The following is a 20,367-nucleotide window of genomic DNA, read 5'->3' as shown; positions in this document are numbered from 1 at the left end:
AGGCGTGGGGGGCGATGAGTTGGTGGATGGATTTTGGGCCCCATGAGCCGGGTTCGTAGAGGCGGACGGGTGGGGGGGATTCCATCAGGGGTTTGGACACGTCCCACAGGCGTTCGATGCCTTCGGCGGTGGTGAAGAGGGTATGATCGCCGCGCATGGCGTCGAGGATGAGGCGTTCGTAGGCTTCGAGCACTTCGCTGACCAGGCCTGTGTCGTGCATGGCGAACTGGAGCGAGAGTTTATCGAGTCGCATGCCGGGGCCGGGGCGTTTGCCGTAGAAGGAGAGCGACATTTTGGAGGCGTCGGCGAGGTCGAAGGTGAGGTGATCGGGGCCTTGCGCGCCGACGCCGGAGCCGGCGGGGAACATGCTTTTGGGTGGTTCGCGGAACGCGATGGAGATGATGCGCTGGCCTTCGGCGAGGCGCTTGCCGGTACGCAGAAAGAACGGCACGCCGGCCCAGCGCCAGTTATCGATCAGGCATTTCAGGGCGATGAAGGTTTCGGTGTCGGATTCCCGATCGACGCCATCTTCGGTGCGGTAGGAGGTATATTGGCCGCGCACGACGTTGCGCGGCTCGATCGGCAGCATGCTGCGGAAGACCTTGTTTTTTTCCTCGCTGATCGGTGCGGGTTCGAGGGCGGTGGGCGGTTCCATGGCCATGAAGGCGAGGATCTGGAACAGATGGGTGACGACATCTGGACGTGATCGATGAAGTTGCGGTTCCAGATCGGCTCGAACAGGCCGTTGCCGAAGCGGAAGGCGAGGATGTTCTGGGCGGGTTCCTTGCCGAGGAAATGGTCGATCCGGAAGATCTGATCTTCGGTGAAGACTTCGTGCAGGCGCGCGTTGAGCAGGACCGCGCTGGCGAGATCGGTGCCGAACGGTTTTTCCATGATGATGCGCGAGCGTTCGACCAGGCCGGCTTCGGCGAGCAGGCGGACGGCCGGCAGCGCGGCGTTGGGCGGCACGCTGAGGTAGTGCACGCGCTGGGCTTCGGCGCCGAGACTTTGCTCTGCGCGCAGCACGGCGTTGCGCAAGGGTTCGGGGCCGGCGGCAAGAGTGACGTAGTCGAGCGTTGCGGCGAATGCGGTCCAGTCGGCATCGGCGACGGGGCGGCTCGAAAATTCGCGGAGCGATTCACGGGCGATGACGCAAAAGCCATCGGCGTCGATATCATCGAGCGAGACGCCGATGATCCGGCAGCCGGGGATGAAGCCGGCGCTGCAGAGCTGGAACAGGCCGGGCAGCAGCTTGCGGCGCGAGAGATCGCCGGTGGCGCCGAACAGCACGACGATCTGCGGCCGGGCGGGACCGACGCCCGGGGGGATCGGCCTCATCGTGTGGCGCCTGTGCGGCGCGCGGAAATACGGTGGGGTGGGGTGGGGTCGAGCATCGTTTCGGTCATCCTTTGCCACGTTGCGCCGCAGCAGAAACTCCCGTTATTTCGCGGCGAGGTCAAGGAAGGGGGTCGGGCGCGGCGGATGGCGGCAGTGTAGCGTGCGTTCGTTTATAAAATACAAATGTGCACGGCCATGCCCGCGGCCATTTACGCGGATCGCCATATTTGTCACACAGGCGACCCTGTATTCATCCGGTTGCGATATAGACTCTTCACTTATCGCGTTTGATTTGCGACTATATCGATAGAGGCTCGGCCGATGGCGTGACGGCGGGCTGGGGTTGCGCGTCGGAACCCATAAGGATCATGCCGTAAGGGAGACCGTTCAATGAAATTATCCGCACGCTACGGGGTTGTCGCCGCGTTGCTGGCACTCGCCGGTTGTTCGACGACCGCGCAAGGACCGCAGTCGAGTTCGTTAACGCCGCAGGACCTCAACTTCATCACCACCGCCTATCAACTGGTTCATTTCGATCTGAATGCCTGCACCTTCGTGCAGAAAAACACGCTGGAGCCGCAGGTTGTGCCGGTGGTCAACAAAATCTGCGCCGATGCCATGGAATACGCGCCGAAAATCCGCGCCCAGGCTGCCGAGAACAACGTGAGCCTGCCCAACACGCTGCCGACCGCGTTGAAGGCGCAGCTGGTCACGCTGAACTACCGGCCGCAGCCGAATTTGTCGGTGGCTTTCATCCGCGATGAAATCTCGAGCCATGAAAGCGCGCTGGCCGTGTTCCAGGACGAGGCTCAGAACGGCGTGAACCCGACGTTCAAGCAAGTGGCGGCGCAAACCGCACCGCTGGTCGAGCAGAACCTGAAAATGCTGCGCGCGGCGCTGCCCGAAGGCACCGGCGAGTAATCCGAAGCCGGCGACCGGGCCGCCCGGTCGCCGGTTGATTACGTTTGGGCGTTTGGTCCCGGCCGCGCAGCCTATTCCGCGAGCACCGCGAAGACCCGGCGCTCGACCTCGCGCTGGCCGAGCGCCTGCATCACGGCGTCGATCGGCGGGCTGGTGGTGCTGCCGGTCAGGGCGGCGCGCAGCGGTTCGGCGACCTTGCCGAGTTTTTTATCGATCGATGCGGCGTAGGCGACCATGGCGGCGTAAAGGGTCGGGGCGGTGTAGTCGGTTTTGGCAAAATCGAGCAGCAGCGCCGAAAGATCGTCACGCGCGTCCTCGGTGATCAGGGCGGTCGCCTTGGTGGTGAAGGGCAGCGGCACGTCACGCACCAGGAACATCGCGGATTCGGCGAGTTCCACAATGGTGCGGGCGCGTTCCTGCAAGCGTGGCATCATTTCCGCGATGCGACCGGCGGCGATGGTGCCGATCGGGCCGCCGGTGTCGGCTTCGATGCGGTCGATCACCAGTTTGGTCAGCCGGTCGGGTTCGGCGGCGCGCAGCCAGACGGCGTTGACCTGGAGCAGCTTGGCGTAGTCCATTTTCGCCGCCCCGCGCCCGACGCCGCTGAGATCGAACAAGCGGATCTGATCCGCGCGCGGCAGGATTTCGGCATCGCCATGCCCCCAGCCGAGCCGGAGCAAATAGTTGCACAGCGCCTCGGGCAAATAGCCGTCGTCGCGGAACTGCAACGTCGAGACCGCGCCGTGGCGCTTCGAAAGCTTGCCGCCATCCGGCCCGTGAATCAGCGGCAGATGGCCGAATTCCGGCCGCGTCCAGCCCATCGCGTCGAAAATCTGCACCTGGCGGAACGTGTTGGTCATGTGATCGTCGCCGCGGATGACATGGGTGATCGCCATGTCGTGATCATCGACCACGACGGCGTGCAGATAGGTCGGCGTGCCGTCCGACCGCACCAGGATCATGTCGTCGAGCTCGGTGTTCTGCACCCGGATTTCGCCTTTGACCAGATCGCGCACGATGGTCTCGCCGGTACGCGGCGCCTTGAGGCGGATGACCGGATCGATGCCGGCCGGCGCTTCGGACGGATCACGATCGCGCCAGCGGCCATCGTAGCGGAAGGGTTTTTTCGCGGCATCGGCCTCGGCGCGCATCGCGGCAAGCTCCTCGCGCGAGCAGTAGCAGCGATAGGCGGTGCCGGCCGCGATCATCGCCTCCGCGACCTCGATATGGCGGGGATAACGGGTCGATTGGAACACCGGCGGCGCATCCGGCGTGATGTCGAGCCAGGCCAGCACATCAAAGATCACCTGGGTCGCTTCGGGCGTGCTGCGCGCGGTATCGGTATCCTCGACGCGCAGCAGGAAATCGCCGCCGTGGTGGCGGGCGAACAGGAAGTTGAACAGCGCGGTGCGGACGCTGCCGATATGCAGCATGCCGGTGGGCGAAGGGGCGAAGCGAACGCGAATTGTCATGCGCTGCGCGGTATCACGGTTTGCCTACCAGATGAACCCCGGCAGAATCGCGACAGGGTCGAGCATCGCCTGCGCGCAGTCGCGGCGCGCCTGTTCCGGGCTGGCGACGTGAATGCCGGTCAACACCAGCACGGACGCGATGCCGGCGGCTTTCGCGCCCGCGATATCGGTGCGCAGCGAATCGCCGAACGCAATGCTGCGATCGCGCGCGGTGCCGAGCAGGTCCAGCGTGGGCGCATAGACCGCCGGGTCCGGCTTGCCGCGCCAGATGACGCGGCCGCCCCAGGACTCGTAGCGCTGGGCGAGCAGCCCGGCGCAGACGATGCGCCGGCCGTCGCGGATCACTTCGAGGTCGGGGTTGGCGCACACCATCGGCAGGCCGGCCTTCAGTGATTCCGCCAGCAGCCCGTCGAACGCGGCGGAATCGTCCTGCGCGGCCAGATCATCCGGGCCGGTGTTCAGCATGAAATCGGCATCGGCCGGTGCGCTCACCTCGATAAGGTCGAGCCCCTCGAACAAATTGCGGTCGCGCGCGGGGCCGAGATGCACGAAGCGCGCGCCGAGCGATACGAAATCCGGATCGGCGCGGGTCGCCAGCGCGCGCCGCACCACCTCGCCGCTGGTCACCACGCCGTCATAAGTGCCGGGCGCGATGCCCATTTCACCCAGCGACGCGGCAACGGCGGCCGCCCGGCGCGGCGCGTTCGAGAGAAACACCACCCGCTTGCCCGCCGCCCGCAGCGCCGCCAGTGCGGCGATCACGCCGGGATAGGGCCGCACCCCGTCGTGCACCACGCCCCAGAGATCGACGATGAACCCATCATAGCCATCGGCCAGATCGGCGATGCTCATGGTGTCAGCTCCGCCAGACGATCGGCATCCCGCCCGGTAATGTCGGACAGGCGCGCACAGCCGTAGCGATCGAGCAGACCGCCCAGCCCGGCCACGATCCGCCCGATCACCGCCGGGCCCTGTGCGACGAAACTGGTGTAAATCTGCACAAGGTCCGCCCCGGCGCGGCATTTGGTGAACGCCTGTTCGGCGCTCGCCACACCGCCCGCGCCGATCAGCGTGAGCCGGTCGCCGGCCAGCAGCCGCACGCGTGCCAGCATCCGCGTCGATCGATTGAACAGCGGCGCGCCCGAAAGACCACCCGCCTCGCCGCGCGCCGCACTGGCGAGGTCAGCAGGCCGCGCGAGCGTGGTGTTACTGACGATCAACCCGGCCAAGCCCCGCGCCACCGCCAGCGAAACCAGATCGGGCAGCACCGCCTCATCCAGATCGGGCGCGAGTTTGACGAACAGCGGCGGATGCGCTCCCGCCTCGCGTGCCACCGCGTCCAGAATCGCATCGAGCCGATCGACCGACTGCAAATCGCGCAAGCCAGGCGTGTTGGGCGAGGACACATTGATCACGATGTAATCGGCATGCGGCGCCACCTTGCGCACCAGCGCCGGATAATCCGCCAGCGGCGCGGCGCCCTCCTTGTTGATGCCGATATTCGCGCCGACCGGCGAGCCGGAACAGGCGCGGCTTCGGATTGCCCGGCTGCGCCCGCAATGTGACCGTACCCGCCTCGATGAACCCGAAGCCGAGCCGCGCCAGACCGTTGCAGGCGACCGCGTTTTTATCGAACCCGGCCGCCAGACCGATCGGATGGGCCAGGGTGCGACCGAACGCGGTGACCGCGAGCCTGGGATCGGCCGCGATGCTCTGGCTGCCGGCCAACCCGTAGCGCAGCGCGGCGATCGCGGCATCATGCGCGGTCTCGGGTGCTAACTGCCGCAGCCAAGGCGCCGCGACGGCGGACAGCGCCATTATTTCGCGAACACCACGATCTCCGGCGCCGCCGGCGCCGTCACATGCGCCAGCGCCGTGCCGGCCCCGAGCGACACGTTGGACGGCGCCACGCCATCGGCCGCGATCGCATCGGCAACCTGCGCGGCCTCGGGTGCGAGTTTCGCCATCGCCAGTTCGGTATCGCTCGGAATCGCCGCCGCCGGCCCGGTCACATAGACGCGAAACTGCGCCTTCGGATTGATTTTCAGCGCCGCGTTCACCGCATAGCGCACCGCCGGTGCCCAGTTCTGCGTGCCTTCGGGGATCGTCACCAACGGCAACTGACCATCGAATTTGGTCAGCGCCGCGACATCGACCAGCGACGGCGCATCGGGATAGGGCGAGACAAGCTTGCGGCCGGGCAGCATGCAGCCGGCCAGGGCAAGCGGGACGAATACGATGGGGATGAGGATGCGGCGCATGCGCGGCCTTTACTGGACGCTGGCCCTGCCGACAACAGGGCCAGACATTAACGTCTGCTTAAGCTTAGCCGCCGATCGTCCGCTGCATCTGCTCGCCCAGCCCCGCGACGCCGAGTTTCATGGTCTGGCCCGGGCGCAGAAAGATCGGGTTGGGCTTGACCCCCATGCCAACGCCCGGCGGCGTGCCGGTCGCGATGATATCGCCCGGCATCAGCGCGATGAACTGGCTGACGTATGAAACCAGCGTCTTCACGCCGAAAATCATGGTTTTGGTATTGCCGTTCTGCATCCGCTTGCCGTCGATCTCGCACCAGAGATCAAGCGCCTGCGGATCGGGCACCTCGTCGCGGGTCACAAGATACGGCCCGGTCGGCCCGAACGTCGCGCAGCCCTTGCCCTTGTCCCAGGTGCCGCCGCGCCGCGTCTGGTATTCGCGCTCGCTGACATCGTTGATCACGCAATACCCGGCGACATGATCGAGCGCGTCATCCTCGGACACGTAAGACGCGGCGGTGCCGATCACCACGCCGAGTTCCACCTCCCAATCGGTCTCCTTCGAGCCGGGCGGAATCATGACATCGTCGAACGGCCCGTTATAGGCGCTGCCCGCCTTGATGAACACGATCGGCTCCTTGGGGATCGCAGCGCCGGTCTCCGCCGCGTGGTCGGCATAGTTCAGCCCGATGCAGATGAAATTGATCGGGCGCGGCACCGGCGCACCGATCCGCACATCGTCAGCCACTACCGGCAGGCTCGCCAGATCGATCGCGGCCAGCCGCGCGAGCGAGGCCGGCGAGAGGGCCGCACCATCGAGCACCGGCAGATGCGCCGACAAATCGCGCTTCACGCCCGCCTCATCGAGAATCCCAGGCCGTTCCATGCCGGCCGCGCCATGTCGAAACAATTTCATCGGATCGCTCCTGTCCCTGATTTATTAAGTGCTTCTAAAGCGCCGCGCGGAGCAAGCCAAGGGGCCACCTCACCGCTTCATAGCGGTGATGAGAATAATCGACACGCCTCACCCGCGTCCATGGGCCGAAATTACCCTTGCAGATCGATCGTTAAAAATATTAAGCTCTCAAACCCCATCAAGGACACCCCCATGAGCCAGTCCGCCGCCCGTTCGAACGATCCGCTGATCCATCATTGGATGCCGTTCACCGCCAATAAGCAATTCCACGAAGCGCCGCGCATCATCGCCCGCGCCGAGGGTGTGCATTACTGGAATACCTCCGGCGAAAAACTGCTCGATGCCGTCTCCGGGCTCTACACCACCCCCGCCGGCCACGGCCGCCGCGAAATCCGCGAAGCGGTGTCCCGCCAGCTCGAAGAACTCGACTACGCGCCGCCGTTTCAATACGGCGTACCCGGCGCCTTCCGCCTCGCGCACGAACTCGCCCAGATGCTGCCCGCCGGGCTCAACCGCGTGTTCTTCGCCGGCGGCGGGTCGGAAGCGGTCGAATCCGCCCTCAAAGTCGCCATCCAATACCACCGCGTGCGCGGCCAGGGCCAACGCCAACGCTTCGTCGGCCGGGCGCGCGGCTATCATGGCGTGAATTTCGCCGGCTGGTCGGTCGGCGGCATGGTGAAAAACCGCGACGCGTTCGGCCTCGGCCTGCCCGGCGTCTCGCACATGCGCCACACCCATATCGAGGCGAACCGCTTCACCATGGGCCAGGGCGAACACGGCGGCATCGACCTCGCCGATGATCTGCAACGCATGATCGACCTGTACGGCGCCGATACCATCGCCGCCTGCATCGTCGAGCCGATCGCAGGCTCCACCGGCATCCTGGTGCCGCCCCAGGGCTACCTCGAACGCCTGCGCGCCATCTGCGACAAGCACGGCATCCTGCTGATCTTCGATGAAGTCATCTGCGGTTTCGGCCGCACCGGTCACGCCTTCGCCGCCGATGCCTTCGGCGTCACGCCCGACATGATGACGATGGCCAAAGCCATTACCAACGGCAACATCCCGATGGCGGCAATAGCGGTGCGCGAAGACATCCAGCAAACCATCCTCGATGCCGCCGGGCCGGACGCGATCGAGTTCTTCCACGGCTACACCTACTCCGGCCACCCGGTTGCCTGCGCCGCCGCCCTCGCCACGCTGAAAATCTACCGCGACGACGATCTGTTCGGCCGCGCCGCCGCCCTCGCCCCCAAATTCCTCGAACGGATCGCCGGAATGCGCGATTTGTCGATGGTGATCGATACCCGCGGCTACGGCCTGCTCGGCGCGGTCGATCTCGCAGCCGACGGCACGCCCGGCAAGCGCGGCTTCGCGATTTTGCGCAAGGCGTTCGAACAAGGACTCGTACTGCGCGTCACCGGCGATACCGTGATCTTCTCGCCCATGTTCATCACCACCGAAGATCAGCTCGACGAAATGTTCGGCGGCCTGCGCGCCGTGCTCAAGACGGTCTGACGGCTCCAGCCACACGAACAGGAACAAACCAGATGTACCAAGACGTCTTGCTGCATATCGGCGGCGCATGGACCGGCGCCGCTTCGGGCAAAACACTCGATGTGATCAACCCGGCCACCGAAGAGGTGATCGGCACGCTCGCCCACGCCGGCATCGCCGATCTCGATGCCGCGATCGCCGCCGCCGAAACCGGCTTCGCCACCTGGCGCGCCACACCCGCCCACGCCCGCGCCGCCCTCATCGCACCGATCATGACGATGGAACAAGGCAAGCCGCTCGCCGAAGCCAAGGGCGAGACCATGCTCGCCGCCGACGTGATCGACTGGTTCGCGGCGGAGGCGGTACGCACCTACGGCCGCGTCATCCCCGCCCGCGCCGATGGCATCTATCAGCTGGTGGTCAAGGAACCGGTCGGCATCGCCGCCTGCTTCACGCCGTGGAACTTCCCGATCAACCAGGCCGTCCGCAAGGTCTCCGCCGCCCTCGCCGCCGGCTGCGCCGTGATCCTGAAAGGCCCCGAGGAAACGCCCGGCTCCTGCGCCGCACTGGTCCGCGCCTTCGCCGATGCCGGGTTGCCCGCCGGCGTGCTCAACCTGGTCTACGGCATCCCCGCCGAGATTTCGGAATACCTCATTCCGCACCGCGCCATCCGCAAAATCTCGTTCACCGGGTCCACCGCGGTCGGCAAACATCTCGCCGCCCTCGCCGGCACCCACATGAAGCGCGCCACCATGGAACTCGGCGGCCACGCCCCCGCCATCGTGTTCGAAGACGCCGATCTCGATGCCGCGGCCAAAATCCTCGCCGCCAACAAGTTCCGCAACGCCGGCCAGGTCTGCGTCGCCCCCACCCGCTTCCTGGTGCAGGACAGCGTGTACGACGGGTTCATGGAACGCTTTCTCGGCGCCATCGCCAAAATCAAGGTGGGCGATGGTCTGGCACCCGACACCACAATGGGCCCGGTCGCCAACGAACGCCGCATCCCCGCACTCGAAGCCTTCATCGCGGATGCGCGCAACCACGGCGCCAAACTCTCGACCGGCGGCGAGCGGATCGGCAACAAAGGCTATTTCTTCCAGCCGACCGTGCTGACCGACATCCCCACCACCGCCCGCGTGATGAACGAGGAACCGTTCGGCCCGCTCGCCCTGGTCAACCGCTTCGCCACCTTCGAAGACGCGATCACCGAAGCCAACCGGCTCGACTACGGCCTCGCCGCCTACGCCTACTCACGCTCGACCCGCACCGTCACCGCCCTCGGGCACCGGATCGAAAGCGGCATGATCTCGATCAACCACCACGGCCTCGCCCTGCCCGAAACCCCGTTCGGCGGCATGAAAGACAGCGGCTACGGCTGGGAAGGCGGCGCCGAAGCGATCGATGCGTATCTGGCGACCAAGTTTGTGACGCAGGCTTCGTAGGGGAAAGAAGAAGGCTACTTTTTTGTAAAAAAGTAGCAAAAAACTTTTATTCGCTGGGTCTTGGGCGTTGGCGTCGTAATGGACTATCACCCAGCTAATGAGAGTTTTTTGGTTCTTTTTTGCAAAAAAGAACCCTTCCCCTTGCCTGCCTTCACCCACAGCAACCCGACCACCGCAATCCCGAGCAACCCCATACTCCCCGGCTCCGGCACCTGGGTCAGCACCGCATCGGCCACCAATTGATGCCCCACCGCAGTCGGGTGCAGCGTATCCCAGAACAGATATTGATTGGGATTGGCGCAGACCGTGCCCGACGCAGGATCGGTAAATGTGCCCGTCCAACAGGGGCTCGTTACGTTGGTAAGGCCATAGGCGGCTGGAGCGTTCGTGATCGCGTCGATCGCGCCGTAAGTATCCACGAGATTGAGTTTGAAACCCTCGCTGATCGAAAGCTGGCCGAGCGTCAGCGCCAAACTCTGGTCAAGCGCCGCCGATAACGCCGAAGCGGCAGCGGACACACCATTCGAAGTCGCACGGGGTGTTTTGCCCAGATCGGGCACGTTCAACGCCAGGAGATTCTTCATCCCGTCCTGTGCAAGACCGGTGACAACTTTGGTGATGTTCCCCAGGATCGCCGCGAAATCATTCGCGATATAGGCCGATTGCTGGGTCAAAGGCACCGTGGCCAGGGCAACCACTAATGAATCGATATCGTTCGAGCCGATCCACAGCGTGTAAAGCGCGTTCGGCTGCGCCGCTAATCCGCGCTGATTATACGCGGCAAGCTGCGCCGTCAGGTCGCTTGCCTGCTGGAAAGGATTGGAACTGGTGTAAGGGTTGGCGGGCGTCGCACCGGTTTCGGCGCCGCCCACCGCGAAATCATTCCCCCCGGCCAGGCTCGCCGTCACCGGCCCGAGCCCGAGCGACGCCGCGACGTCCTGCACCCACACATTGCCGTTGCTAAACCGCCCGTTCGAATAGGGTGGCGAAACCGGTTCCGCACCACCGGTCGCAAGCGAAACATTGCCAACGTCAGACAGGCTGTCGCCAAACACGTACAAACCACTATACGCCGCCGCCGAAGCCGAGCCGATACTGCACGCAGCGATCAGCGCAACCGACAGGCATCGCCCCAGGAACAATCTTGATTTCATATCCGACCCCATAATATTGTCGTTTTTAGATTTTTCTTTATTTTAACACGTCTCCGTGGAGACTTTGACAATACTATCGGCGCTCGATCGTCAAAGCAACACAGTTCCGAAGGAAGTGATGCCAACGAACGCGAAACCACCAAGACCGAGACAAATAAAAGTTTTTTGCTTCTTTTTTACAAAAAAGAAGCCTTCTCTAACCCCAGCCCCTACCCCACCGCCCGCAACCGCGCCCGTCGCTTCGCCATCGGCCGTGCGGCGTCATCGAGTATCTCCTGCACCACCGTCTCGAACTGACCGCGCCCGTTCTCGCGTTCCAGCCGTTGCAGCGCCGCTTCGCGCATCGCGCGCCAGGCGTCTTCATCGCCATACAGACGCGCGATTGCCGCCGCGAAGCCCCGCGCATCCGCGACCGCCGCGCCGGCGAGCTCGACACCGGCATCCCAGCCGAGCTGGCGCACCAGCAGATCTGTCGCGACGCACGGCAACCCGAACGAGGCGGTTTCGTAAACCTTGTAGGGCGTGCCGGCGGCGTAGCGGGTGGGTGCTATGAACAACCGGTGGCTGTTATAGGCCGGGCGGATATCATCCACACTGCCCCGCACATCGATATACGGATGCCCGGCGAACTCGTTCAGATCGATATCGGGCGCGGTATAGCCAATGAACGTCAGCACCGGCGGTGTACCCATCAATTCGGTCAGCACCGGCAGTATCTCGTCGCGATACCAGCGCAGACTGTCGTAATTCGGGCTGTCGGTCCGATGGATACTGGCAATGAACAGCAGGCCTTCGCGCGCCGCGAACCCGCGCGGCGTCGGGTCGAGGTCGCGGATCGTCCCGAGCACCGAAACCTGATCGAGCCCGAAGCCGCGCAGCAAATCGACCTCCGCCTGGTTCACCGCCGTCACGTGCCGGCACAGCCGCGCGTTGCGAAATTCATGGGCGAGGGCCGCATCGATGTCGAAATCTGCGCGGGCCGGATCGAGCGCCGCCGCCCCCGCATCGCGCGCCGCCTCGATCGCCTCGGTATCCAGCACGAACGGAATCCGCCGCGGATCGATCCCGGCCTCGGTGAAAATCGAGAGCGTGCGATCGAGATTATGCGTGCGCGACACCCAGATGGCGTCAAAAAAATCGCCCCGCTCGGCAAGGAGGTGCGGCAGCGACAAAATCGTGCGGTCATGCAGCACTTCGACCCGATCCGGCAGATCGCCGAACAGGCTCATGATGTCGTGCCGCGCGCCGTTGATCGGCAGCACCGAAACCCGCCAACCGGCAGCAGCGATCGCGCGCACCGCATCGTTCGCGCGTACGAAGCCCGAGCCGAGCCGGCGCACCGGCACCGTGTCCTCGAGGTAGAGAATGCGCTTGCCGGCGCCATCGAGCGCGCGCGCCTTGATGATGTTTTCCACCGCGCAGTCAAATTTGGTCTTAAGAAACGCCGCGTGTTTGCGCTTGAAAATCCGCCGCCCGCGCCGCATCAGCGCCATCGACGCCTCGGTGTTGGCAGCACTGCCGAACTCCAGATGATGCACCAGAACATCCGGATCATAGACGATGCGAAACCCCGCCTCGATCATCCGCACGCACAAATCGACCTCTTCGTAATAGGCCGGCTGGAACGCCTCATCGAACCCGCCGAGCCGCTTGACCAGATCGGTGCGGCACAGCAGGAACACGCCCGAACAATAATCGACATCGCGCACGAAATTCGCCTCGGGCGCCAGCGGCGAGGCATCGCGCAGATACCCCACCGTGCTGCCATCCGCCCAGATGATCGAGCCGGCCTCCTGCAACCGCCCGTGGGTCCGCACGATCTTGCCGCCGACCGCGCCGATCGACGCCTCACTGCCGAGCCGCGCAATCGCCGCCGCCACCGCACCGAACCCAAGCTCGATGTCGTTGTTCAAATACAGCAGCGCCGGCGCGCTCACCTGTTCGAGGGCGAGGTTGCACCCGCGCAGAAACCCCAGATTCTCGGCGCTGTGAATAATCGTCGCCCCGCGCACATAGGTTTCCAGCCGCCGCGTGTCGTCGGCCGAGGCGTTATCGACAATAATGAGCTGCATCGGCCCGGCGAAATTCTGGCGCAGCGATGCCAGGGCCAGCATCGTCAGCTCGAATTTATTGAACAGCACCATCACCACGGCAAGCACCGGGTCGCCATGCGGCGTGAAATCCAGCCGGTGGCGGGCGAACAGCGCAATCTGATTGCGCGCCTTGACCTCGAACAATTGCTTGGCCGCCGGCTCGGACAGATCGGGCACGCGCTCGGGCGGGCAGAACGGCAGTTTTTTGGCATGCCCGATCATCCGCAGATGCGCGAAGGCATCGCGCACCCGCCCGCTGTTCAGATCATCACGCACGCGCGGGTTCATGTCGCGGTAATAGAGCAGGTCGATATCGCCGCGCGGCCGGCGCAGCTCGAAGGCGCCGTGCTGCACGAAATGCCGATAGCCGCTGACGAAATGCCCCGCCTCGATCGCCGCACCGATATCGGGGTAGGCTTCACGATAATAGGATTCGGAATAATCCGGCACCGGATCGAACCCTTCGCATTCGCCGATCAACTGATAATGGTGCAGCGCGTTGAGCACGCGCCCCGCCTCGATCGCGCTGCGGGCCGATTCATGGGCGGCCCGATACCAATCCGGCGCGAAATACGGCGAGCAGGCCAGCTCCGGCGTCGCGCGATACAGGCTGTAGAGGTAATGCACGAACGGCCCGAACCGTTCGAGCTCGTCGAGCGCCACGCCGGCCTCGATCACCCGCGCCCGATAATAGTTCGGGTCGAACATGAAATGACCGATCCGCGTCTCGCGCTGCCCTGATTTCAACCAGTGGTCGTAGCGGCCGAAGCAGCCGTGGTCATCGAGATTCTGCAGCGTCATGTCGATGTAAAGGTGGCCGTACAACGCATCGTCGAACAGCCAGTGCGGTGACAGACCGCGATGCCCGTGCAGGCAGAAATGGTCGAACCCCGAGCGATACTGCCCCGCGCGCACCAGCGCAGCGATGTCCAGATTCTGGTCGAGATAGAACCGCTCGTCGAACAACGGGCTCGGACTATGCGCCAGCCGGCAGCCGGTTCGCAGATAATAGTCGAGTGCTACGTTGGCATCGTTACCGCAGGCGATCCGCGCCTCGGCATGGACCGCAAGATACCAGCCCGGATCAAAGACCGCCCAGGCGGGCCGCAGGGCATTCCCTGAATACAATAATTCTGCCGCCGATTGAGACAAATGAACGTACCTGATCTAAATATAGACGCAACAAACAACATATCCCGCAGTCGCGCAAGCACAATGTCGCATCGCACAAGTGCCGACCTGCCGCTCAGCGCCCCAGCGGATTGACCCCCAGCATCGCCAGCGCCGCCCACGCCGCGGGCGCCAGCGCGGGCACCCGATAATAGTTGAAAATCTCCGCATCCGGCCCCGGCCCCACCCGCAGCCCGGTCGCCAATTGCTTGGCGGGCGTGGTGAACAGCGCCCCATCCGGCGCCGCCTCGCCGCGCACGGTTGCAAAAAACCGCCCCGCCCGCGCCGCATCGCCGGCACGGTGCAGCGCGAGTGCGGCAAACGCGGTCCCCTCGGTCCAGATGCCCTCACTCGCCGCACTGAACCCGATCCCCGCCGGCCGATCCCGCGGCCAACCCAGGGTTGCAAGAACCGGCGCGATCACGGCGGCATCACCCAGCCCCGCCAGATACGGCCACAGATTGGCATCCGCCGCGATCAGCCCATTGCGCGCCCCCGCCGGCGTCAGCCCCGCCCCGAACAACCCGCGTGCCGGATCGCGCATGCCGCGCACGAACGCCGCCGCATGCGCCGCCGCCGCCCGCCGGCCCAACCGCCCGAACGCCACCGCGCAATCGGTGTTCTGCTCGGTGCTGACCCAGGTCAGCCGGTCCTGCTGCGGCGGAAACCCGAACACCCCGCCGGTGAACCCGTGCGCGCCACGGCAATTCACCACGATCCAATCCGCCGCCTTGCCCGCCGCGTCATCGTAGCGATCGCTGTTGACCCCGGCATCGCGCAGCGCCGTCCACAGCAAAATCGCCCACGCGATCGGCCCGGTCTCGCTGCCGACCTGATACGGGTCCTCCGCCCAATGATTCGCCGCCCCATCCCACCAGCCCGGCAAGGCCACCGGAATCGCAACCGGCCCGGCCCGATACGCATTCCGCAACCGCCCATCGGTGTAATTCGGATCATGCGCCTGCGCGAGTTCCAGCGCATCGGCAATCCGCGCCGCATGCAGCGCATGGCCGCCCGCCAGCAGCGCCAGCCCGGCCAAGGCATTGTCATAAGTATAGGCCGCCGGATCGTTCGCCGGCGCAAACCGCGCGAACGCCGCATTCGCCACCCGATCCGGATAGCTCGCCAGCAGCGCCGGCCCCGGCGGCAGCGCATCGAGCTGGCGGCGCATCCCGCCCACCAGCCCATCCGCAAACGAAACCCCACCCGCCGCGCGCCCCACCGCCGGGGCCATCACCACCCCGGCGAGCAGCGCGCGGCGGCCGATCATCTCAGCCCAATGCGGCGACCAGCGCCTCGGCCGTCCGCCCGTTGGCGATGGTGGCGGCGCGCCGATCGTAATGCACGCCGTTCACCCGCGCGAAGGCGTGCTGCACCGCCGGATACACATGCGTCTCGATCGCAGGCTTGCCCTCGGCCCCCGCCAGCACCGCTGCGCGCACTTCGGCATTGGCAAACTCGTCCTGCTCGGCGATATGCACCAGCAACTTATGCTTGATGTTGCCGAATTCCGGCACCAATTTATCGAGCATCACGCCGTAATACGAAATATTGACATCCGCGTCCGACCGCGTCGCCATCATCACCGCCAGCCGCCCGCCGAGGCAGAACCCCACGGTCCCAACCTTGCCGTTGCACCCCGGCAGATGCCGCGCGACATCGAGCGTCGTCTTCAGATCCTCGATACCCTTGTCCTGATCGAAGCCGTTCATCAGCGCGAACGCCTGCTTCCACTCCGCCTCGGATTTATCCGTGATATCCACGCCCGGCTCCTGGCGCCAGAACAGATCGGGCGCGACCGCGATATAGCCCATTTCGGCAATCTCGTGGCAGGTCGCGCGCAGCGCGTCGTTCACCCCGAAAATCTCCTGGATCACCACGACCGCGCCGGTCGGCTTGGTCGAGGGTGTCACGGTATACGCCTTGAAACTGCCGGCGCCATCGGCCGCCTTGATCTCGATACTGCCGGTGGTCGTCGTAATCTTGTCGGTCATGCAAGCTCCCAGAGCACAGGTTAAAACAGCGCGCCGCCCAACCAGGACAGCGCATCCCCGCTACAGATAGTGCTCCTGCGGCGGAAGGAAACCGTTGAACCCCTGGCTCGCATAACTTGTCACATAGGCGCCGGTATCGTGGATCAACACGCGATCGCCCGATTTCAACGCGGCCGGCAACCGATACGGCGTCTCGCGATACATCACATCCACGCCATCGCACGAAGGCCCGGCCAGCACCGCGGGCGCCTCGTCACCGCCGACGCCCGGCGCGCTGATCGCGTAGCGGATCGCCTCGCCCTCGGTCTCGGCCAACCCCCCGAACCGCCCGATATCCAAATACACCCAGCGCCGATCATCATCCTCGCGCCGGTTGCACGCCAACACCACCTCGGAAACGGCCACCCCCGCATCGCCCACCACCGCCCGCCCCGGCTCGATCAGCAAATCCGGCAGATCATTGCCGAACGCCGCCCGCACCGAGGCCATGATGGCATCGCCAAACGCCGCGATCGACGGAATATCCTCACGATACCGGGTCGGAAACCCGCCGCCCAGATTAAGCAACCGCAGATCGATGCCGCGCGCCCGCAAATCCGAAAACACCATCGCCGCCTGGCCGATCGCGGTCTGATACGCCCCCACCCCGGTCTGCTGGCTGCCGACATGAAACGACACGCCATGCGCAACCAACCCCAAATCCCGCGCCGCCAGCAGCAAATCCCGCGCATGCGCGCCGGTCGTGCCGAACTTGCGCGACAGCGGCCAATCCGCCCCGTCCTGGCTCACCGCCAACCGGCAATACACTTTCGCCCCCGGCGCCGCCGCGGCGATCTTCGCCAATTCCTCATCGGAATCGAACGCGAACAAATCCACCCCGCGCGCGAACGCCTCGGCAATCGCGCTCCGCTTCTTGACGGTATTGCCAAAACTCAGCGCCGAAGGCGCCGCCCCCGCCGCCAGACACGCGCGAATCTCCTCGATACTCGCCGCATCGAACCGCGAGCCGAGCCCGACCAGCCGATCCAGCACCGGCGCCGCCGGATTGGCCTTCACCGCGTAATAAATCGCGGCATCCGGCAACGCCGCGCGCAGCGCCGCGAAATTCGCAGCCACACGATCGAGATCAACGAGTATCGCCGGCGTGGCAACCACACCGGAATCGATAAAACGGGCGAGTTTAGGGGTCATGAACCCACTCCCTTCCCAGGTCAGAGGCTTTGCGATCAGGCGCAAAGCGGGTTGCGAAACGGTCGAACGAACCAGCGACCAGACGGATGCCAGAACGCTTGACGTCGTTGCGTAACCCCCGAACCGGAGGCAGAGGCACGTGCGTTGCTGCGTGAAAATGCGTTAGACCCAAACCGATCAGAAATGCAAGTGACAATTCAGGCGGGGCAAGGCAGCACTTCTTTTTTTGCAAAAAAAGAAGCAAAAAAACTCTTCTTCGCCTGAGCCCGTGCCAGCGAAACCGCCCATGCCCCAGATCAAAAAAAGTTTTTTGCTTCTTTTTTACAAAAAAGAAGTCTTCTTCACCTCTGCGCCCCCGAAACAAAACGACACGATATCCGCCCTGCCCCAACCCGCAACACCGCGCTATTGTAACAGCCATGGAAACCATGCCGCACATCCTGGTCGTCGACGATGACCGGGAAATCCGCGATCTCCTGGCCCGCTTCCTCGAGCGCCAGCGCTTCCGTGTCACCGCCGCGCGCGATGGCCGTGAAGCCCGCCGCGCCTTCCTCAACGGCCATTACCAACTCGTCGTGCTCGATCTCATGCTGCCCGGCGAATCCGGGCTCGATCTCGCCCGCTGGCTGCGCACCGAAACCCAGGTGCCGATCATCATGCTCACCGCCATGAGCGAGGAGCCGGACCGCATCATCGGCCTCGAACTCGGCGCCGATGATTACGTCACCAAACCCTTCAACCCGCGCGAACTGGTCGCCCGCATCCGCGCCGTGCTCCGCCGCGTCGGTGAAGGCGAAGACCGCAGCCGCGAAGCCCCCGCCCGCCTCTACCAATTCGCCGGCTGGTCGCTGGAAACCGCCCGCCGCCGCCTGGTCGATCCCCAGGGCACCGATGTCGCCCTCACCGGCGGCGAATACGACCTGCTGCTCGCCCTGCTCGACCGCCCCAACCGCGTGCTCACCCGCGACATGCTGCTCGATCTGCTGCGCGGCCGCCAGGCCGGCCCGTTCGACCGCGCGATCGATGTCGCCATCTCCCGCCTGCGCCGCAAACTGGAAGACGACGGCCGCAACGCCCAGCTCATCAAAACCGTGCGCGGCGGCGGCTACGTCCTCGCCGCCACCGTCGACCGCGTCTGACCAACACTTCTCTAATGTATAAAAACCGCCTCCGCCCCTCGCATGTATAAGAATCGCCTTCGGCTCTCGCATGTATAAGAATCGCCTCCGGCTTTGGCCCGCCAGCCTCGCCTGGCGCACCGCCCTCACCCTCCTCGCCGGCTTCGCCGTGGTGCAGGCCATCGGCCTCGGCATCCACACGATCAACCAGATCGGGCTGAACAACATCATCGCCGAACGTGAAATCGCCACCCGCGACGCCATTTTCTACCGCCGCATCGCCATGGCCCCGCCCGACCGCCGACCTGCCATCGTCGCCGCCGAAACCGGGCTCAAAGGCGACAAGATCACCCTCGACCCCATCCCCCCCTTCTCCGGCACCTTCCCCTTGCCGCTTCCCTCGCGCCAGATCATCCGCGGCTCCATCCTCGCCTTCCCCATCCCGCCCGAATACCGCCCCCGCAACGTCGTCATGCGCGGCTCGGTCGCGCCACCCCGCTCCGTCCTCAGCTTCCGCCTGCCCGATGGCGGCTGGCTGACCATCGAAAGCCCGTTCCACCCCACCCCGCCCTGGGAAACCCCCGGCTTCGCCACCGCCTTCCTCGTCATGTTCGGCCTCGGCGCCATCATGATCTTCTGGGCCGTGTTCCGCCTCACCGCCCCGGTCCGCACCCTCGCCGATGCCGCCGAACAACTCGGCCGCGACATCCAGCACGCCCCCGCCCTTCCCGAAAGCGGCCCCACCGAAATCGCCACCGCCGCCATCGCCTTCAACACCATGGCCTCGCGCGTCCGCCGCTTCGTCGAAGACCGCACCTTCCTCCTCAGCGCCATCGGCCACGACCTCCGCACCCCGATCACCCGCCTCAAACTCCGCACCGAATTCCTCGAGGACGACGCCCAACGCGAAAAATTCCTCGGCGACCTCGATGAACTCGAAGCCATGCTCGCCTCCACCCTCGCCTTCGGGCGCGACGTCGCCCAAACCGAAGCCAGCGTCCCGGTCGACCTCGCCATCCTCCTGCGCACCGTGATCGACGAAACCGCCGATATCGCCCCCGAATGCAGCGAAGCCCTGCGCTACGCCGGCCCACCCCACAGCATCCTGCGCGCCCGCCCCCTCGCCCTGAAACGCGCCTTCGCCAACCTCATCGGCAACGCCGTCAAATACGGCGAAAGTGCCCGCGTCACCCTGCGCGACGCCGATCGCCACACCCTGCGCATCGACATCGAAGACGACGGCCCCGGCATCCCCCCCGGCGAACTCGAACGCGTGTTCGAACCCTTCCGCCGCGTCGAAAACAGCCGCAACCGCGAAACCGGCGGCACCGGCCTCGGCCTCGCCATCGCCCGCAACGCCATCCGCGCCCACGGCGGCGACATCACCCTCGCCAACCGCTCCGGCGGCAAAGGCCTCATCGCCAGCGTGTATTTGCCGACGTAAGAGAAAGGCAAAGAGCCTTCTTTTTTGTGAACAAAAAAGAAGCAAAAAAAACTTTGGTCATTTGGGTCCGTGCCTTTGAAAACGCCCGTGCCCCGCACGCGGGTACCGGATATCCCCGGTACCCATCACCCAAGCCCCCAACCCCACCACGTCATTACGAGCGCAGCGCGGCAATCCAGCCCCGCCACACGGAACAACCTAAATTCTAACGCAACCCCTAACAAATCCCTTTCTCACCCCCCACCAATCATGGTTTACCCATACCCATGATCTCGAACGCGCCTTTCATGCCCGCCGACCCGTCCGAGCGCTTCGCGTTGATCTTCCGCGCCCTGCAACGCTCCGTGGCCGACAACGGCTAC

Annotated in this window: 15 protein-coding genes and 3 pseudogenes; 5 read left to right on the top strand and 13 right to left on the bottom strand. The window is 64.9% G+C overall.

Annotated elements, in window-relative coordinates:
- Together B7X49_RS18850 and B7X49_RS18845 are read right to left on the bottom strand one after the other, a co-directional pair.
- Positions 1–655, bottom strand: a pseudogene (locus B7X49_RS18850) (glucose-6-phosphate dehydrogenase); the annotation flags it as partial.
- Positions 656–780: 125 nt separating this feature from the next.
- A pseudogene (locus tag B7X49_RS18845) lies at positions 781–1,338 on the bottom strand (glucose-6-phosphate dehydrogenase); the annotation flags it as partial.
- A gap of 390 nt (positions 1,339–1,728) precedes the next feature.
- On the opposite strand from B7X49_RS18845, the gene B7X49_RS14910 reads away from it, so the two are divergent.
- Entirely contained in the window at positions 1,729–2,259 is a 531-nt protein-coding gene (locus B7X49_RS14910) for a DUF4142 domain-containing protein (protein WP_286704426.1), read from the top strand.
- Between the two features lie 71 nt (positions 2,260–2,330).
- Here B7X49_RS14910 and gltX read toward each other — a convergent pair whose 3' ends face one another.
- From gltX to B7X49_RS14885, 5 genes and pseudogenes are all read right to left on the bottom strand, one after another.
- Positions 2,331–3,731: a glutamate--tRNA ligase gene (gltX, locus tag B7X49_RS14905; RefSeq protein WP_286704425.1), complete on the bottom strand. Its 1,401-nt coding sequence runs from the start codon at positions 3,729–3,731 to the stop codon at positions 2,331–2,333.
- A gap of 24 nt (positions 3,732–3,755) precedes the next feature.
- Complete coding sequence (locus B7X49_RS14900) at positions 3,756–4,583, bottom strand: TIGR01459 family HAD-type hydrolase (RefSeq protein WP_286704424.1); 828 nt, start codon at positions 4,581–4,583, stop codon at positions 3,756–3,758.
- Positions 4,580–5,549: pseudogene (locus B7X49_RS18935) on the bottom strand (dihydroorotate dehydrogenase 2). Before B7X49_RS18935 ends, B7X49_RS14900 begins: the two are co-directional and overlap by 4 nt.
- Complete coding sequence (locus B7X49_RS14890; protein WP_286704422.1) at positions 5,549–5,992, bottom strand: hypothetical protein; 444 nt, start codon at positions 5,990–5,992, stop codon at positions 5,549–5,551. Before B7X49_RS14890 ends, B7X49_RS18935 begins: the two are co-directional and overlap by 1 nt.
- A gap of 64 nt (positions 5,993–6,056) precedes the next feature.
- Positions 6,057–6,902 carry a fumarylacetoacetate hydrolase family protein gene (locus B7X49_RS14885; RefSeq protein WP_286704421.1) on the bottom strand — a complete coding sequence of 282 codons (846 nt, stop codon included), beginning with the start codon at positions 6,900–6,902 and terminating at the stop codon, positions 6,057–6,059.
- Positions 6,903–7,094: 192 nt separating this feature from the next.
- Between B7X49_RS14885 and B7X49_RS14880 the strand changes: the two genes are divergently transcribed.
- Both B7X49_RS14880 and B7X49_RS14875 read left to right on the top strand, forming a co-directional pair.
- Complete coding sequence (locus B7X49_RS14880; protein ID WP_286704420.1) at positions 7,095–8,420, top strand: aspartate aminotransferase family protein; 1,326 nt, start codon at positions 7,095–7,097, stop codon at positions 8,418–8,420.
- A 32-nt stretch (positions 8,421–8,452) separates the two neighbouring features.
- Positions 8,453–9,841: an NAD-dependent succinate-semialdehyde dehydrogenase gene (locus B7X49_RS14875; protein WP_286839987.1), complete on the top strand. Its 1,389-nt coding sequence runs from the start codon at positions 8,453–8,455 to the stop codon at positions 9,839–9,841.
- An 86-nt stretch (positions 9,842–9,927) separates the two neighbouring features.
- On the opposite strand, the gene B7X49_RS14870 is transcribed toward B7X49_RS14875, so the two are convergent.
- The 6 genes from B7X49_RS14870 to B7X49_RS14845 form a co-directional block, all read right to left on the bottom strand.
- Positions 9,928–10,896, bottom strand: coding sequence for an SGNH/GDSL hydrolase family protein (locus B7X49_RS14870; RefSeq protein ID WP_286704418.1), 969 nt, complete (start codon positions 10,894–10,896; stop codon positions 9,928–9,930).
- A gap of 308 nt (positions 10,897–11,204) precedes the next feature.
- A complete protein-coding gene (locus tag B7X49_RS14865; RefSeq protein WP_286704417.1) occupies positions 11,205–14,240 on the bottom strand; it encodes a glycosyltransferase in 3,036 nt (1,011 codons plus the stop codon).
- Between the two features lie 94 nt (positions 14,241–14,334).
- The gene (locus tag B7X49_RS14860) at positions 14,335–15,528 is read right to left on the bottom strand and encodes a hypothetical protein (protein WP_286704416.1); all 1,194 of its coding nucleotides are present in this window, start codon (positions 15,526–15,528) and stop codon (positions 14,335–14,337) included.
- A 1-nt stretch (position 15,529) separates the two neighbouring features.
- A complete protein-coding gene (locus B7X49_RS14855; RefSeq protein WP_029312458.1) occupies positions 15,530–16,252 on the bottom strand; it encodes a dienelactone hydrolase family protein in 723 nt (240 codons plus the stop codon).
- Between the two features lie 60 nt (positions 16,253–16,312).
- The gene (locus B7X49_RS14850; RefSeq protein WP_286704415.1) at positions 16,313–17,443 is read right to left on the bottom strand and encodes a type III PLP-dependent enzyme; all 1,131 of its coding nucleotides are present in this window, start codon (positions 17,441–17,443) and stop codon (positions 16,313–16,315) included.
- On the bottom strand, positions 17,433–17,873 hold the full coding sequence (locus tag B7X49_RS14845; RefSeq protein WP_286704414.1) for a hypothetical protein: 441 nt from the start codon (positions 17,871–17,873) through the stop codon (positions 17,433–17,435). The genes B7X49_RS14850 and B7X49_RS14845 overlap by 11 nt, the downstream gene beginning before the upstream one ends.
- On the opposite strand from B7X49_RS14845, the gene B7X49_RS14840 reads away from it, so the two are divergent.
- Together B7X49_RS14840 and B7X49_RS14835 are read left to right on the top strand one after the other, a co-directional pair.
- On the top strand, positions 17,863–18,582 hold the full coding sequence (locus B7X49_RS14840; protein ID WP_286704413.1) for a response regulator: 720 nt from the start codon (positions 17,863–17,865) through the stop codon (positions 18,580–18,582). The two genes, B7X49_RS14845 and B7X49_RS14840, sit on opposite strands and share 11 nt — an antisense overlap.
- Positions 18,583–18,652: 70 nt before the next feature.
- The gene (locus B7X49_RS14835) at positions 18,653–20,005 is read left to right on the top strand and encodes an ATP-binding protein (protein ID WP_286704412.1); all 1,353 of its coding nucleotides are present in this window, start codon (positions 18,653–18,655) and stop codon (positions 20,003–20,005) included.
- Positions 20,006–20,367 lie beyond the last annotated feature (362 nt).

This window comes from Acidiphilium sp. 34-64-41 (assembly GCF_002282635.1).
Lineage (GTDB): Bacteria > Pseudomonadota > Alphaproteobacteria > Acetobacterales > Acetobacteraceae > Acidiphilium > Acidiphilium rubrum.
The sequence above is the reverse complement of the archived record's forward strand: the minus strand, read 5'-3'. Positions and strand labels throughout refer to the sequence as shown.

Bases quoted from the DNA above. Each gene is read 5' to 3' on its own strand.
- B7X49_RS14845 (WP_286704414.1), bottom strand. From the start codon at position 17,873: ATGGTTTCCATGGCTGTTACAATAGCGCGGTGTTGCGGGTTGGGGCAG.
- B7X49_RS14850 (WP_286704415.1), bottom strand. From the start codon at position 17,443: ATGACCCCTAAACTCGCCCGTTTTATCGATTCCGGTGTGGTTGCCACG.
- gltX (WP_286704425.1), bottom strand. From the start codon at position 3,731: ATGACAATTCGCGTTCGCTTCGCCCCTTCGCCCACCGGCATGCTGCAT.
- B7X49_RS14900 (WP_286704424.1), bottom strand. From the start codon at position 4,583: ATGAGCATCGCCGATCTGGCCGATGGCTATGATGGGTTCATCGTCGAT.
- B7X49_RS14885 (WP_286704421.1), bottom strand. From the start codon at position 6,902: ATGAAATTGTTTCGACATGGCGCGGCCGGCATGGAACGGCCTGGGATT.
- B7X49_RS14835 (WP_286704412.1), top strand. From the start codon at position 18,653: ATGTATAAGAATCGCCTCCGGCTTTGGCCCGCCAGCCTCGCCTGGCGC.
- B7X49_RS14855 (WP_029312458.1), bottom strand. From the start codon at position 16,252: ATGACCGACAAGATTACGACGACCACCGGCAGTATCGAGATCAAGGCG.
- B7X49_RS14875 (WP_286839987.1), top strand. From the start codon at position 8,453: ATGTACCAAGACGTCTTGCTGCATATCGGCGGCGCATGGACCGGCGCC.
- B7X49_RS14910 (WP_286704426.1), top strand. From the start codon at position 1,729: ATGAAATTATCCGCACGCTACGGGGTTGTCGCCGCGTTGCTGGCACTC.
- B7X49_RS14890 (WP_286704422.1), bottom strand. From the start codon at position 5,992: ATGCGCCGCATCCTCATCCCCATCGTATTCGTCCCGCTTGCCCTGGCC.
- B7X49_RS14840 (WP_286704413.1), top strand. From the start codon at position 17,863: ATGGAAACCATGCCGCACATCCTGGTCGTCGACGATGACCGGGAAATC.
- B7X49_RS14860 (WP_286704416.1), bottom strand. From the start codon at position 15,528: ATGATCGGCCGCCGCGCGCTGCTCGCCGGGGTGGTGATGGCCCCGGCG.
- B7X49_RS14880 (WP_286704420.1), top strand. From the start codon at position 7,095: ATGAGCCAGTCCGCCGCCCGTTCGAACGATCCGCTGATCCATCATTGG.